The 15,306-nt window shown below is 66.5% G+C and carries 11 protein-coding genes and 1 pseudogene; 9 read left to right on the top strand and 3 right to left on the bottom strand.

The window, feature by feature from the left end; translation table 11 throughout:
- Positions 1–653 precede the first annotated feature (653 nt).
- Positions 654–2,240 carry an MFS transporter gene (locus MMSP_RS19980; RefSeq protein ID WP_020788064.1) on the top strand — a complete coding sequence of 529 codons (1,587 nt, stop codon included), beginning with the start codon at positions 654–656 and terminating at the stop codon, positions 2,238–2,240.
- On the opposite strand, the gene MMSP_RS19975 is transcribed toward MMSP_RS19980, so the two are convergent.
- Complete coding sequence (locus MMSP_RS19975) at positions 2,217–3,239, bottom strand: alpha/beta hydrolase (protein WP_020788063.1); 1,023 nt, start codon at positions 3,237–3,239, stop codon at positions 2,217–2,219. The two genes, MMSP_RS19980 and MMSP_RS19975, sit on opposite strands and share 24 nt — an antisense overlap.
- Before the next feature lie 196 nt (positions 3,240–3,435).
- Here MMSP_RS19975 and mqo point away from each other — a divergent pair, with 196 nt between their 5' ends.
- The 8 genes and pseudogenes from mqo (at position 3,436) to MMSP_RS19935 (ending at position 14,086) form a co-directional block, all read left to right on the top strand.
- Complete coding sequence (mqo, locus tag MMSP_RS19970; RefSeq protein ID WP_020788062.1) at positions 3,436–4,917, top strand: malate dehydrogenase (quinone); 1,482 nt, start codon at positions 3,436–3,438, stop codon at positions 4,915–4,917.
- Complete coding sequence (locus MMSP_RS19965; protein ID WP_012393679.1) at positions 4,914–5,384, top strand: GNAT family N-acetyltransferase; 471 nt, start codon at positions 4,914–4,916, stop codon at positions 5,382–5,384. The genes mqo and MMSP_RS19965 overlap by 4 nt, the downstream gene beginning before the upstream one ends.
- Positions 5,381–7,231 carry a magnesium chelatase subunit D family protein gene (locus MMSP_RS19960; RefSeq protein WP_020788061.1) on the top strand — a complete coding sequence of 617 codons (1,851 nt, stop codon included), beginning with the start codon at positions 5,381–5,383 and terminating at the stop codon, positions 7,229–7,231. Before MMSP_RS19965 ends, MMSP_RS19960 begins: the two co-directional genes overlap by 4 nt.
- A gap of 21 nt (positions 7,232–7,252) precedes the next feature.
- Positions 7,253–7,867 (top strand): cob(I)yrinic acid a,c-diamide adenosyltransferase, encoded by a 615-nt coding sequence (cobO, locus tag MMSP_RS19955; protein ID WP_020788060.1) that lies wholly within the window; start codon positions 7,253–7,255, stop codon positions 7,865–7,867.
- A gap of 103 nt (positions 7,868–7,970) precedes the next feature.
- Entirely contained in the window at positions 7,971–9,338 is a 1,368-nt protein-coding gene (locus MMSP_RS19950) for a cobyrinate a,c-diamide synthase (RefSeq protein WP_174714232.1), read from the top strand.
- 61 nt (positions 9,339–9,399) lie between these two features.
- Positions 9,400–10,616 (top strand): annotated as a pseudogene (gene cobA / locus MMSP_RS19945) (uroporphyrinogen-III C-methyltransferase).
- Between the two features lie 22 nt (positions 10,617–10,638).
- Entirely contained in the window at positions 10,639–12,231 is a 1,593-nt protein-coding gene (locus MMSP_RS19940) for an MFS transporter (RefSeq protein ID WP_036426758.1), read from the top strand.
- Between the two features lie 106 nt (positions 12,232–12,337).
- Positions 12,338–14,086 (top strand): proline--tRNA ligase, encoded by a 1,749-nt coding sequence (locus MMSP_RS19935; protein ID WP_015355251.1) that lies wholly within the window; start codon positions 12,338–12,340, stop codon positions 14,084–14,086.
- A 12-nt stretch (positions 14,087–14,098) separates the two neighbouring features.
- Here the strand turns inward: MMSP_RS19935 and MMSP_RS19930 are convergent, their stop codons facing one another.
- Positions 14,099–14,587: a ferritin-like domain-containing protein gene (locus MMSP_RS19930; RefSeq protein WP_012393685.1), complete on the bottom strand. Its 489-nt coding sequence runs from the start codon at positions 14,585–14,587 to the stop codon at positions 14,099–14,101.
- Positions 14,584–15,123, bottom strand: coding sequence for a hypothetical protein (locus tag MMSP_RS19925; protein ID WP_012393686.1), 540 nt, complete (start codon positions 15,121–15,123; stop codon positions 14,584–14,586). The genes MMSP_RS19930 and MMSP_RS19925 overlap by 4 nt, the downstream gene beginning before the upstream one ends.
- Positions 15,124–15,306 lie beyond the last annotated feature (183 nt).

Here is a 15,306-nt window from a genome sequence, read left to right as displayed (position 1 = left end):
GGACGATCCCATTTATGCACGCCAGAAGCTGAATAAACGCGGACTCGTACCAAGCTGGTTTGCAATCGGAAGTGACGCCCTGCCCGGGATACTCGAATTAGATTCTTGAATTATATTCTCGAATTACGTTCTTGAATTTGATTCTAGTATTGGGGCATTATCCTCGGTATTGGCCTGGCGAGAATCGGCTCGCTGAGCATGTTCGATTCTACGCTTGATGGCGAGGTTGTATGTCGATATCTGTCAACAATTGTTGAGTTTGCTGGTGACTCACGCAGTGGTTGCTTTCGAGCGGAGATAGGCAAGATGTTGTCAATTTGTCAGATTTGCATAGCAGCGTCTTTCTGCGGGGTAGAGTCACGGGCTGGACTTGCCGACGCATCATCGACGTTGGCTTCCGTTCGGGGAAATATTCGGTCGGGACGTGCGCGAATATTGCAGCTGTTTCAGATCGAGCCGCGGCGCAGGTATTCATCGGTTCTCGCCGATGCTCACCGAGTGACTGGAAGGGGCGCAGCGATGTCATTGCTGGTGATGGCCGCCTGGGTGCTGCATCGGGCTGGCCCGGCCGGGCCCGTTACGGCCACCGCGGCCCGCGCTGCTGGTGGTGGCCAGGTCGAAGTAGCGCCATGACGCGGGGGGAGACGCGAGCCGTGCCGGCAAGTCCGGGCATCCGCTGCAATGCTGTGCCCGTCCAAACCCATCGCGACACGCTATGGGCGATCGCCATTGGCATCTTCATGACCTCGGTGGACGACACCGTCGTGTACGTCGCCAACCCGAGCATCATGGCCGGGCTGAACACCAGCTATCACATGGTGATCTGGGTGACCAGCGGCTACGTGTTGGCCTATACGGTGCCGTCGCTGGTCGCTGGTCGCTGGTCGCTGGTCGCTGGTCGCTGGTCGCTGGTCGCTGGTCGCTGGTCGCTGGTCGCTGGTCGCTGGTCGCTGGTCGCTGGTCGACTTGGTGACCGGTTCGGCGTCAAGAACCTCTACCTGGCCGGATTGGCGGTGTTCACCGTCAGCTCATTGTGGTGTGGCCTGTCGGGCACCATCGAAATATTGATAGCGGCTCGGGTGGCTCAAGGCATCGGCGCCGCGTTGCTCTACACACAGACATTCACCATCGTCACCCGGGCTTTCCCGCCGGAACGTCGCGGAGCGGCGGCGACCGTTTGGGCTGCGGCCGCCGGCTTTGGCAATCTGGCTGGTCCGCTGCTCGGCGGCGCGCTGGTCGACACCCTTGGGTGGCAGTGGATCTTTTTCGTCAATATCCCCGTCGGCATCGTCGGATTGGTGCTGGCCGTGCGGTTTGTGCCCGCACTGCCGACGCACACGCGCCGGTTCGACCTGATCGGTGTGGGGCTATCCGGACTCGGCTTGCTCCTCATTGTCTTCGGGCTGCAGCAGGGGCACGCGGCCGGCTGGTCGCCATGGATCTGGGCGATGATCGCCGTGGGCGTCGGGTTTGTGACCGTATTTGTCTACTGGCAATCGGTGAATACCAGCGAGCCGCTGATCCCGCTGCGGATCTTCGGCGATCGCAACTTCGCCCTGTGCAGCTTCGGTGTGGCGGTGATCGCGTTCGTGGCGGCGGCGATGATGCTGCCTGGCGTGTTCTATATGCAGACGGTGCGGGGCTTGTCGCCGACTCGTACGGCGCTGCTGATGGCGCCGCTGCCCATTGTCGTCGGCTTGTTGACCCCGTTCATCGGCAAGATCCTGGATCGGGCACACCCGCGGGCGGTGGCCGGTTTCGGCTTCTCAGTGGTGGCCATCTCGCTGATCTGGTTCTCGATCGAGATGGCCCCGGCAACCCCGGTTTGGCGGTTAGCAGTGCCGATCGCTTTCCTTGGCGTTGGAATGGTGTTCGCCTGGCCTGTGTTGACGGTTACCGCCACCCGTGACCTGCCGGCGGAGCTGGTCGGTGCGAGTTCAGGGGTATACAACGCGGCTCGGGCGTTGGGCGCCACGCTCGGCAGTGCCGGGATGGCGGCGTTGATGACATCACGCATTGCCGCCCAGGCCCCGGCCATCCACGACGACGCGCATACCTCTGCGGCGGCGGCAACCGAAGGCGTCGCCCTGCAGCTGCCCGAGTTTGCGCGCGAGCCGTTCTCGGCCTCGATGTCGCAGTCACTGCTGTTGCCCGCGTTGATCGCACTGCTCGGCGTCGGCGCCGCCTTGTTCATGTCCGACTTGCGGGCGCCGCGGTCAACCCTTGCGCAAGGGCTTTGACGGGTCGGCGTCGATAGTCTCGAGGTAGTGGTCCAGCCAGCGGTCCAGCTGACGATAAGCGGTCAGTCGAGGTTGTGGCAGGGACAAGAACACATCGTGTTTGGCGTCCGGCACCGGAATGACGGTGCTGCGGTTCCCGATGCAGCCGGCCCAGCGGGCGATTTGTGTGACGTCGAGAACCGCGTCGCCGCGTTCTACGGCGGTCGGGTCGGCGCTGTCGGGCACGCTGTGGTCCGAACGCAGGATCAGATTGGGCACGCCGACGTCCAGCCCCCGATGCAGCCGCGCCTGGCCGCGGCGTATGGCACTGGACCAGCCGGCGGTGACGGGAAAGCCGCCCAGCGGTTTCCACTGCAGGTTGAAGTCGAACTCGCCGTGGTAGTCCCGGTGCAGGCCGGAGCCGTAGCCGGGCTCACCTCGCGCTCGGAGCACCCACATGGGGCGCACCCGCGATACCGCGCCGATCGCGGCGGAAATCACGCCCAGGCGCAGGACCGCCGCGCCCTGCAGGTCCAGCCACGGGCTGTTGAGCACCAGGCCGCCGACGCCCCCGTGCGCACCGAGCCGGCGCCGACGCAGCCGGTCCAGCCATAGCGACACGATGAGCCCGCCGGCCGAATGCCCGTAGATGAGGACCTTGGCGGCATCTGCCGCGCCGGTGTGCTCGCCGATGACCGCCAAGGCGCGCTGCAGTTCGACGTCGTATTGCGCCAGGTCGGTGGTGAAGTGCGGGGTTTGGCCAGGCCGGTGCGAGCGGCCGCACTTTTGCAGATCCAGCGCGTAAAAGGCGAAGCCGCGGTCGGCGAAGTGGTCGGCCAGAGCGGTATTGAAGAAGTAGTCGGTGAAGCCGTGCACCGCCAGAACCGCGTGTGCCGAGGGCGCGGCGTTCGCCCGGCGGACCAGGGTCGCGACGATGTCGCCCTCGTCGACGGGATCGGGTCCGAGCGGGATCGTGTACTGCTCATAGCCAGGCAGTACATCGGGTACCCAGCCGCTCACGAGGTCAGCTTAGAGGCGATCACCGAAGCGCGGGCGACTAGGTGGGGCAGCGGCGTTTGCTGGTCTGCGCCGTCGCAATTGCGGCCTGCGCCCCGAGGTCTGCCGGCTCGACGGCAGCGGTTTGGGTGGGGCCCATGCCCGGCGGGATAACCTGAGGACCTGCACAACCGCGCGAACACGAAGGACCAACGATCCGGTGTCAGAGTCAGCCAGAACCGACGTCGTGCTGGTGGGCGCGGGCATCATGAGCGCCACGCTGGGCGCGATGCTGCGACGACTGGAACCGGACTGGTCGATCACCCTCATCGAGCGCCTGGACGCCGTCGCAGCAGAAAGCAGTGGCCCCTGGAACAATGCCGGCACCGGGCACTCCGCGCTGTGCGAGTTGAACTACACGCCACAGCGACCCGACGGTTCCATAGACATTTCCAAAGCGGTGCGGATCAACGAGGAATTTCAGGTCACCCGCCAGTTTTGGGCGTACGCGGCGGAGAACGGCATCCTCAACGACGTGCGCAGCTTCCTCAACCCACTCCCGCACGTGAGCTTTGTGCACGGTGCCGAGCGGGTCCATCAGCTGCGGCGGCGTCGCGACGCGCTGGCCGGCAACCCGCTGTTCGCCGGCGCCGAGTGGATCGACGACCCGGACGAGTTCGCCCGCCGACTGCCTTTGATGGCCGCCAAACGTGTTTTCTCCGAACCGATTGCGCTCAACTGGGCCGCCGACGGTACCGACGTTGATTTCGGCGCACTGTCTCGACAGCTCATTGGCTATTGCGTGCGCAATGGCGCGGTGGCCCTGTTCGGTCAGGAGGTCCGCAATCTGGTTCGACAGTCCGACGGTGGTTGGATGCTGACCGTGGTCAACCGGCGCACCGGCGAAAAGCGCAAGCTGAAAACCAAATTCGTGTTTGTCGGTGCCGGGGGCAACGCGCTGTCGTTGCTGCAGCGGTCGGGCATCAAGGAAATAAACGGTTTTGCCGGCTTTCCCATCGGCGGCCGGTTCTTGCGTACCGCGAACACGGCGCTCACCGCGGCACACCGGGCCAAGGTGTACGGCGTTCCGGCGCCGGGGGCCCCGCCGCTGGGTGCGCTGCACCTGGACCTGAGGTATGTCAACGGTAAGTCCTGGCTGATGTTCGGGCCGTTCGCCGGATGGTCGCCGAAGTTCTTGAAGCGCGGCCACTTGCGCGACCTACCTGGTTCGATCAAGCCCAACAACATACTGTCCATGGTTGGCGTCGGTGTCACTCAAGTGACACTGTTGAACTACCTGATCGGCCAGCTGCGTCTCTCCGAGCCCGACCGAGTCGCGGTGCTGCGCGAGTTTGTTCCCAGTGCAGCGGATTCGGACTGGGAATTGATTGTGGCAGGTCAGCGAGTGCAGGTGATCCGTCGGGACAAGCGCAAAGGTGGTGTGCTCGAATTCGGTACCACGGTGGTCGGCGAGGCCGACGGCAGTATTGCGGGACTACTTGGGGGGTCGCCCGGGGCCTCGACGGCGGTGCCGATAATGCTTGAGGTGTTACAGCGATGCTTTACCCATCGGTACCAGTCCTGGCTGCCAGCACTCAAAGAGATGGTGCCGTCGTTGGGGGCGAACTTGTCTGAAGAGCCGGTTTTGTACGACGAGGTGCGGTCCTGGAGCAGCAGGGCGCTGCAGCTGGATGCGTCATGAGCGAAGCGCTGCGCCGTGTCTGGGCCAAAGACCTTGACGTACCAACCCTTTACGAATTGCTCAAGTTGCGGGTCGAGGTGTTCGTGGTCGAGCAGGCCTGCCCCTATCCGGAGCTGGACGGCCGTGATCTGCTCGCCGAGACCCGCCACTTCTGGCTGGAAACCGCCGATGGCGAAGTGATTTGCACGTTGCGGTTGATGGAGGAACACGCCGGGGGCGAGAAGGTGTTCCGGCTTGGCCGGCTGTGTACGAAACGTCAGGCCCGCGGGCACGGGCACTCCACCCGGCTGCTGCGGGCAGCCCTGGCCGAGGTTGGCGACTACCCGTGCCGGATCGACGCGCAGGTCTACCTGGCCGAAATGTATGCGCGGCACGGATTCGTTCGTGACGGGGACGATTTCATCGACGACGGTATTCCGCACCTGCCCATGTTGCGGCCCGCACACGGTCCCGCGGCGCAGTCATGAAGGCCTATCCATTCAGCGCGATCGTTGGACACGACCAGATGCGACTGGCGTTGCTGTTGTGCGCCGTTCGTCCGGAGATAGGCGGCGTGCTCATTCGCGGCGAGAAGGGCACCGCGAAATCAACAGCCGTGCGCGGGCTCGCCGCGCTACTGTCCGCCGCTACCGGCAGTTCCGGTCCCGGGCTGGTCGAAATGCCGCTGGGGGCCACCGAGGACCGGGTGGTCGGCTCGCTGGACCTGCAGCGCGTCTTGCGCGATGGCGAACACGCCTTCGCGCCGGGACTGCTGGCCCGCGCCCACGGGGGAGTGCTCTACGTCGACGAAGTGAACTTGCTGCACGATCATCTGGTCGACATCTTGCTCGACGCCGCCGCGATGGGGCGGGTGCACGTCGAACGGGACGGCATCTCACATTCGCACGAGGCCCGCTTCGTCCTGATCGGCACGATGAATCCCGAAGAAGGCGAACTGCGTCCACAACTGCTGGACCGGTTCGGGCTGACCGTCGACGTGCACGCGTCCCGCGATGTGGACGTCCGCGTGGAAGTCATTCGCCAGCGGATGGCTTTTGAAGCCGACCCGGACGCCTTCTGTGAACGCTATGTCGGCCCCGACGCCGAGCTGGCCCGCCGTATCGCCGAGGCGCGGGACATCGTCGACTCGGTCGTGTTGCCCGACCACGAATTGCGTCGGATCGCCGCGTTGTGCGCGGCGTTCGACGTCGATGGCATGCGAGCGGATCTGGTGCTGGCCCGAACGGCCACCGCTCATGCGGCGTGGCGCGGCGCACCGGCCGTCGAAGAACAAGACGTGCGGGTCGCCGCGGAACTGGCATTGCCCCATCGCCGTCGTCGGGACCCATTCGACGATCACGGTATTGACCGCGACCAGCTCGACGAGGCACTGGCACGGGCCGGAGCGGAGTCGCAGGGTTCGCCCGAGCCGGAGCCCGACCCGCCGGGTGGAGGCCAGTCAGCCGGCCAGGATTGCCCTCCCCAACAACAGAACTCGAACTCCAGGCCCCAGCAGGCGCCCAAGCCCAGCGCCGGGCCGTCCAAGGTGTTCCGCACCCGCGCGCTGGTTGTGCCCGGGGTCGGCGAAGGTGCGCCCGGGCGGCGCTCGCGGGCGCGCAACGGCTCCGGCAGCGTGGTAGCGGCCGCCGACGGTAGTGACAGCAATTCCGGCGCCCGTGGGTTGCACCTGTTCGCCACCTTGCTCTCGGCCGCCGAAAACGCCACCGGATCGGGGCCGCTGCGCCCGCAGGGCGCCGACATCCGCCGGGCGGTGCGCGAGGGGCGTGAGGGCAACCTGGTGATCTTCGTCGTGGACGCTTCGGGATCGATGGCTGCCCGGGATCGGATGGCGGCGGTCAGCGGCGCGACCATGTCGCTGCTGCGCGATGCCTACCAGCGCCGGGACAAGGTCGCGGTGATCACGTTCCGCCAGCATGAAGCCAAGATCCTGCTGTCACCCACCTCGTCGGCGCACATCGCCAGCCGGCGGCTGGCCCGGTTCGACACCGGCGGCAAGACTCCGCTGGCCGAGGGTCTGCTGGCCGCGCGCGAGCTGGTGATCCGGGAGAAAGTACGCGACCGTGCCCGCCGCCCGCTGGTGGTGGTGCTCACCGATGGACGGGCCACCGCCGGGCCGGACCCGTTGGGCCGCAGCCGAATCGCCGCCGCTCGGCTTGTCGCCGAAGGCGCCACCGCGGTGGTTGTGGACTGCGAGACGTCGTATGTGCGGCTCGGACTGGCCCAGCAACTCGCCCGCCATCTCGGCGCGCCGGCGGTGCGGCTCGAACAGTTGCACGCCGACTACTTGGCGCAAGCCATCCGCAGCGTGGCCTGAACTCGCGGAAGGCAACTGCTTATGCCACAGGGAAATCCGGCCCAAGTCCCCGACGACGGTCTCACTACCCGACAGCGGCGCAACACCCCGGTGCTGGCCGTGCATACCGGTGACGGCAAGGGCAAGTCGACCGCGGCGTTCGGAATGGCGCTGCGGGCTTGGAACGTCGGCTTGGATGTCGCGGTATTCCAGTTCGTCAAGAACGCCAAGTGGAAAGTGGGCGAGGAGACGGCGTTCCAACACCTCGGCCGGTTGCACGACCAGCAGGGGATCGGCGCGGCCGTCCAGTGGCACAAGATGGGCGCGGGGTGGTCCTGGTCACGCAAGGTCGGCAGCGACGACGACCACGCGGCCGCAGCAGCGGACGGCTGGGCCGAGATCGCGCGGCGACTGGCGGCGCAGCGCCACCAGTTCTACGTGCTCGACGAGTTCACCTACCCACTCAAGTGGGGCTGGGTGGACGTCGGGGAAGTGGTGGACGTACTGCTGGCGCGGCCGGGGTACCAGCATGTGGTGATCACCGGGCGTGATGCCCCCGCGCAGCTGATTGCGGCCGCCGACCTGGTCACCGAGATGGCCAAGGTCAAACACCCGATGGACGCGGGGCGTAAGGGGCAGAAGGGCATCGAGTGGTGAGCATCGCCCCGCCCCGGTGCCGCGAGCGTGCGTGTCGGCACAGCGACACGCCGCTACAGGTGGCATTTTGTGCACGCTCGCACCGGGTGCCTCGGTGAACTCAATCCCCGGTGTGGTGATCGCCGCCCCGGCATCGGGCAGCGGAAAGACCACCGTGGCCACGGGTGTGATCGGAGCGCTCCGACAAGCGGGCCGCAGGGTCGCCCCGTTCAAGGTCGGCCCGGATTTCATCGATCCCGGCTACCACGCCCTGGCCGCGGGACGCCCGGGCCGCAACTTGGACCCGGTATTGGTGGGGGAGCGGCTCATCGGCCCGCTGTACGCACACGGCGCACAAGGTGCCGACATCGCGGTGGTCGAAGGGGTGATGGGCCTTTTCGACGGGCGTATCGAGCACGCCGTGGCGGGCCCGGCGACGGGTTCGAGCGCACACGTGGCAAATCTGTTGGGAACACCGGTGATTCTGGTGGTCGATGCCCGCGGCCAAAGCCACAGCATCGCCGCACTGCTACATGGCTTTTCTACGTTCGACTCCAAGACCCGCATCGCCGGGGTCATTCTCAACCGGGTCGGAAGCGCCCGCCATGAGCACGTTTTGCGGCAGGCGTGCGAGCAAGCCGGTGTGCCGGTGGTGGGCGCCATCCCGCGCAGTGCCGAGCTGGAGCTTCCGACGCGGTATCTGGGTCTGGTTACCGCCGTCGAATATGGCCGTCGTGCCCGGCTGGCGGTCGAGGCGATGACAGCGTTGATCGCCCGCCATGTCGACGTGGAGGCGGTGCTGGCCGCGGCCGGCAGCAGTGTCGGCGATGCGCCCTGGGACCCGGTGACCGCCATTGGTGGGGCGCCAGCCGGCCACGCCACCATCGCGATGGCCGCCGGCAAGGCATTCAGCTTCGCGTACGCCGAGCACGCCGAGTTGTTGCGGGCCGCCGGGGCCGACGTGGTCGAGTTCGACCCGCTCGGCGAACCACTGCCCGCGGATAGCACCGGCGTCCTGCTACCCGGCGGATTTCCCGAGCAGTTCACCGCGGAGCTGTCCGCCAACGACCTGGTGCGCCGCCAAATCAAAGACCTGGCGCACGCCGGCGCGCCCCTGCACGCCGAATGCGCGGGCCTTATCTATTTGGCCTCCGAACTCGATGGGTACCCGATGTGCGATGTGCTGGCCGGATCGGCACGGTTCACCCCGCACCTCACCCTGGGATATCGCGACGCGGTCGCGGTTGCGGACTCGGCGTTGTATGCGGCCGGCCATCGAGTTGTCGGACACGAATTCCACCGCACCACCGTCACCTTCTCCGATCGTTACGAGCCGGCTTGGGTGTATCGCGGCAACGATGCGGCAGCGGTGCGGGATGGAGTTGTACATGCCGGCGTGCATGCGTCATACCTGCACACTCATCCGGCATCCACGCCGGACGCGGTAGCACGTTTTGTCGCGCACGCCGCCCGGGCCGGCCACGGGATTTGATGGTGGCGACCCGCTGCGCCCGGCTCCCCGCCGCGCTGGCGGTCACCACTAAGCTTGCCGGGTGACCGAGAGCCCCTACCTTGTCGGACTGCGTCTGACCGGCAGGAAGGTCGTCGTGGTCGGCGGGGGCAACGTTGCTCAGCGCCGTCTGCCCCTTCTGATCGCCAGCGGCGCGGATGTGCAAGTCATATCCCGTAGCGCCACCCGTTCTGTCGAGGTGATGGACAAGATCACCTTGACCCTGCGGGAATATCGCGACGGCGACTTGGAAGGCGCCTGGTACGCGATAGCGGCCACCGATGACCCCGCGGTGAACGCGGCCATCGTCGCTGAAGCCGATCGGCGCCAGATTTTCTGCGTGCGCGCCGACATCGCCGTGGAAGGAACCGCGGTCACCCCCGCGACCTTCAACCACGCGGGCCTGTCGGTGGGAGTCTTGGCCAGTGGCGACCACCGTCGTTCGGCGGCAATCCGGTCGGCGATTCGCGAGGCGCTGCAGAACGGCCTTGTCACCTCGACGAGCTATCAGAGTTCCGACGTCATCCGGGGCGGGGTCGCGCTGATCGGCGGCGGTCCGGGGGATCCGGAGCTGATCACCGTCCGGGGTCGACGCCTGCTCGCCCAGGCGGATGTCGTCGTCGCCGACCGGCTCGCGCCACCTGAACTGCTCGCCGAACTGCCGCCGCACGTGGAAGTCATCGACGCGGCCAAGATCCCTTACGGCCGGGCCATGGCCCAGGACGCCATCAACGACGTCATGATCGAGCGGGCCAAGGCGGGGCGCTTTGTCGTCCGCCTCAAAGGGGGCGACCCGTTCGTCTTCGCGCGGGGCTATGAAGAGGTGTTGGCATGCACCGAAGCCGGGATTCCGGTGATTGTGGTGCCAGGTGTGACGAGTGCCATAGCTGTGCCCGCTTTGGCGGGCGTTCCGGTCACTCATCGGGCCACAAATCACGAGTTTGTGGTGGTCAGCGGCCATATCGCGCCCGACCATCCCGAATCGTTAGTGAATTGGAATGCGTTGGCAGCAATGTCAGGCACGATTGTTTTGCTGATGGCGGTCGAACGAATCGAACTTTTCGTCGAGGCGCTGTTGAAAGGCGGCCGACCTGCGGATACGCCGGTGCTTGTCGTTCAGCATGGAACGACGCCCGCTCAGCACACGTTGCGGGCGACCCTTGCCGACACGCCGGAAAAGGTCCGCGCGGAGGGGATCCGACCTCCTGCGATCATCGTCATAGGGGCTGTCGCGGCATTCGGGGTTTAAACGATTCTTAAGATTACTGTAAGGTAACCCGCTATGACGGCTCTCAACGACACAGAGCGGGCAGTCCATAATTGGACGTCCGGACGGCAGGAGCGTCCGACCTCCGCTCGCGCAACGCACGAGACGGAGACCGCTTCAGAGCGCGCGAGCAGGTATTACCCGATGTGGTTGCCCTCGCGCCGCTTCATCGCCGCGGTTATTGCGATCGGCGGGATGCAGCTGCTGGCGACGATGGACAGCACCGTCGCGATCGTCGCGCTTCCTAAGATTCATGACGAGCTGAGCCTTTCCGACGCGGGTCGGAGCTGGGTGATTACCGCATACGTGCTGACCTTCGGCGGGCTGATGCTGCTCGGCGGCCGGCTTGGCGACACGATCGGGCGTAAGCGGACATTCATCGTCGGCGTCGCGCTGTTCACCATCTCGTCGGTGCTGTGTGCGGTCGCCTGGGACGAGGCGACATTGGTCATCGCACGGCTATCGCAGGGTGTGGGATCGGCGATCGCCTCGCCGACTGGTTTGGCCCTGGTGGCCACCACGTTCCCGAAGGGGCCGGCGCGTAACGCCGCGACGGCGGTATTCGCCGCGATGACTGCGGTCGGTTCGGTGATGGGCCTGGTGGTAGGCGGGGCGCTGACCGAGGTCTCCTGGCGGCTGGCGTTCATGGTCAACGTGCCGATCGGTCTGGTCATGATCTACCTGGCTCGCACCGCGCTGCGCGAGACCAACCGCGAGCGGATGAAGCTGGACGCCGCCGGTGCCATCCTGGCCACACTGGCGTGCACCGCTGCCGTATTCGCCTTCTCGATAGGCCCGGAAAAGGGCTGGCTCTCGATCACCACGATCGGCTCGGGTGCCGTGGCGTTCGCCGCCGCTCTCGGCTTCGTTCTGGTGGAACGTACCGCCGAAAACCCCGTCGTACCGTTTGACCTGTTCCATGACCGCAATCGGCTGGTCACGTTCATCGCCATCTTCTTGGCCGGTGGCGTGATGTTCAGCCTGACCGTCTGCATCGGCTTGTACGTGCAGGACGTCTTGGGCTACAGCGCGCTACGTGCCGGTGTCGGCTTCATCCCCTTCGTCATCGCGATGGGAATCGGCCTAGGCGTGTCCTCGCAGCTGGTTTCGCGATTCTCGCCGCGGGTGCTGACGATCGGCGGTGGATACCTGCTGGTGTGCGCGATGATCTACGGCTGGGCGTTCATGCAGCGCGGTGTGCCCTACTTCCCGAACCTGGTGGCCCCCATCGTGATCGGCGGCATCGGTATCGGCATGGCTGTCGTCCCGCTGACGCTGGCGGCGATCGCCGGCGTCGGCTTCGACCGCATCGGTCCGGTATCGGCCCTCACGCTCATGCTGCAGAGCCTGGGCGGGCCGCTGGTGCTGGCCGTCATTCAGGCCGTGATTACCTCCCGCACGCTGTATCTGGGTGGCACCACGGGCCCGGTCAAGTTCATGAACGACGCACAGCTGCACGCGCTCGACCACGGATACACCTACGGCCTGTTGTGGGTCGCCGGAGCGGCCGTGATCGTCGGCGGAGCGGCAGTGTTCATCGGGTACACCCCGGAGCAGGTGGCCCACGCGCAAGAGGTCAAGGAAGCGATCGACGCCGGAGAGCTGTAAGCCTTCGGCGGGGGCGCCGTAGCCGCGCGTGAGCACACGCCGGCTCGCCGCCCGGAGGTGGCCCGCTTGGTCACCCGCGGACGCACCGCCACTAGGCTAGCCGCCTGTGATTACCCGGATGTCCGAGCTGTTCCTGCGCACCCTGCGAGACGACCCCGCCGATGCGGAAGTGCCTAGCCACAAACTGCTGATTCGGGCCGGATACATCCGGCCGGTAGGGCCTGGCCTGTATAGCTGGCTGCCGTTGGGGCTGCGAGTGCTGCGCAACATCGAACGCGTCATTCGTGAGGAGATGAACGCGATCGGTGGGCAGGAGATCCTGTTTCCCGCATTGTTGCCGCGGGCGCCCTACGAGACCACCAACCGCTGGACCGAGTACGGCGACGGCGTATTCCGCTTGCAAGACCGCCGCGGCAATGACTACCTACTGGGCCCGACCCACGAAGAGCTGTTCACCCTGACCGTCAAGGGCGAATACAACTCCTACAAAGACTTTCCACTCACGCTGTATCAAATCCAGATCAAGTACCGCGACGAGGCCCGACCGCGCGCCGGCATTTTGCGGGCCCGCGAATTCGTCATGAAGGATTCCTACTCCTTCGACATCGACAGTGGCGGCCTCAAAGCGGCCTACCACGCCCACCGAGAGGCCTACCAGCGGATCTTCGATCGGCTGCGGGTGCGCTACGTCATCGTGTCGGCGGTGTCCGGTGCGATGGGCGGCAGCGCCTCGGAGGAGTTCTTGGCCGAGAGCCCAGTCGGCGAAGACACCTTCGTGCGGTGTGTGGAGTCGGGGTACGCGGCCAACGTGGAGGCGGTCGTCACCGCGCGCCCGGAAAGCCTGCCGATCGATGGGCAGCCCGACGCCGTGGTCCACGACACCGGCGAGACCCCCACCATCGCCACCCTGGTGGCCTGGGCAAACGAGGCGGGTCTGGGGCGTGAGGTGAGCGCCGCGGACACGCTGAAGAACGTCCTGATGAAGATCCGTCAACCGGGCGGGGAGTGGGAGCTGCTGGCGATCGGCGTGCCGGGCGATCGCGAGATCGACGAGAAGCGGCTGGCCGCGGCGCTGGACCCGGCCGAGTACGTCTTCCTCGATGACGACGATTTCGGCAAGTACCCGTTCCTGGTCAAGGGCTACATCGGTCCGAAGGCGCTACGAAGCAACGACGTTCGCTATCTTCTCGACCCGAGGGTGGTCGACGGCACCAGCTGGATCACCGGGGCCGACGAACCCGGTCGCCACGTGGTCGGCCTGGTCGCCGGCCGCGACTTCACCGCCGACGGCACCATCGAGGCCGCCGAGGTGCGCGAGGGAGATCCCGCCCCGGACGGCGCCGGTCAGTTGGTCATGGCCCGCGGAATCGAGATCGGTCACATCTTCCAGCTCGGCCGCAAATACACCGACGCCTTCACCGCCGATGTGCTCGGTGAGGACGGTAAGCCCGTGCGGCTGACCATGGGCTCCTACGGTATCGGTGTATCGCGGCTGGTTGCGGTCATCGCCGAACAGCATCACGACAACCTGGGCTTGCGCTGGCCGGCGGAGATCGCGCCGTTCGGTGTTCATCTGGTGATCGCCAACAAGGACGCCGAGGCGCGGGCTGGGGCCATCGGGCTGGCCGGCGAACTGGATGGCCTCGGCGTCGAGGTGCTCCTCGATGACCGGCAGGCGTCGCCGGGAGTCAAGTTCAAGGACGCTGAGCTGCTGGGAATGCCCTGGGTGGTCGTCGTCGGGCGTGGTTGGGCGGACGGCGTGGTGGAGCTGCGCGACCGCTTCGGTGGGCAGACCCGCGAGTTGACGGTTGGAGATTCGCTGGCCACCGACATCGCGGCGGCCATTTCGGGCTAACCCAACGCCTGGCTACTCGTCCCCGCCCGGAAAGGCGGTGGTGATCGGCCAGGCGCCCAGCACCTTGCTCCAGCGGGCGGCCATCACCGCGCTCTGGGTCAGCGCCGTGCTGGCGAATGCCCGATCACCGGCGGTGTCGGCGTATTCGACGACCGCGCGCCAGGCCGTTGCACCGTCGTTCTCCATCCGGGCGGCCAGCCGCGCGGCGTCGGCGGCACTGCTCACCACGTTCGGCAGCTGGTACCCGGCGGCGGCGACCGGTGCGGTGACCTTGCGGGAGGTCAGCATGGCGATCACGTCATCACGGCGTTGGCGGTGTTGGTTGAGCGCCTCCACCACCAGGTCGTTGACGCTCGGGGGCGATAGCGCTGACACGATGCCGTAGCCATAGATGGTCGCGTGCTCGACGGCGAGCGCATCGCAGAGCGCCGCGGTGTCGCCGTCTTTGTCGGCGGGGGAGCGCTTCGGGTTGGCGCCGAAGCTGGGTTCGGAAGAGGTCATATCGATGGCCCTCCGGGCAGCAGCGCGACCTGGTAGGACGCGGTGCAGGATGCGGCGATCGAGGCGAGCAGCCCGGCACGGTAGCCCTCCGTCGTGGTGACCAGGCGATTGGCGTCCTCGGCGGACTGGCGCAGTGAGTCGACCACGTCGGACAGGGGCGGGGGCGGCGGTGGCGGCGCCTGCGGCTCGGTGGCGCTGGGGCTGGGACTCGAACTGCTCGTTTCGCTGGTCGCCGATACCAGCTTGCCGGCCGCGCGGGCGATCTCGGTGGCCAGCGCGCGCGCATGGGCGGCCCGTTGGTTGGCGACCACAGTCAGGGCGGCGGCGATCTGTGGTGGATTGCCGATCGCCCCGGCGGCGGCCGAGGCCAGCGCACTGTCATGGCGGGCCTGCTCCAAAGGCGCCAGCAGCTCTTCGACGGCTGGCGGCTTGGGCGGGGACTCGCCGCAGGCGGAAACGACCACCCCGAGTGCAGCGAGAGCGGCACCGCCGGCGAGCACACCCCGCCTGTTGAGGACGGTTACTGCTCGGGACACAGCAACATCCTGCCATTGAGATCAAGCGGGGCACGATCAGGGACGATTAGCTCGGAGCTTGACGGCGGGATCGGCGCGCCGACGCGGATTCCTGGCGTATCGTTGGTAGCTGGTTCCGGTGAATCGTCGGCTTTTTGGTGCCGGTGCGACGCTGGTACCGCCCCTGGCGGCGCCATCCGCCAG

The sequence above is a fragment of the Mycobacterium sp. 012931 genome (genome assembly GCF_000419295.1).
Classification (GTDB): Bacteria; Actinomycetota; Actinomycetes; order Mycobacteriales; family Mycobacteriaceae; genus Mycobacterium; species Mycobacterium marinum.
Note: the sequence above shows the minus strand (reverse complement) of the source record. Positions and strands in the feature narration are given on the sequence as shown.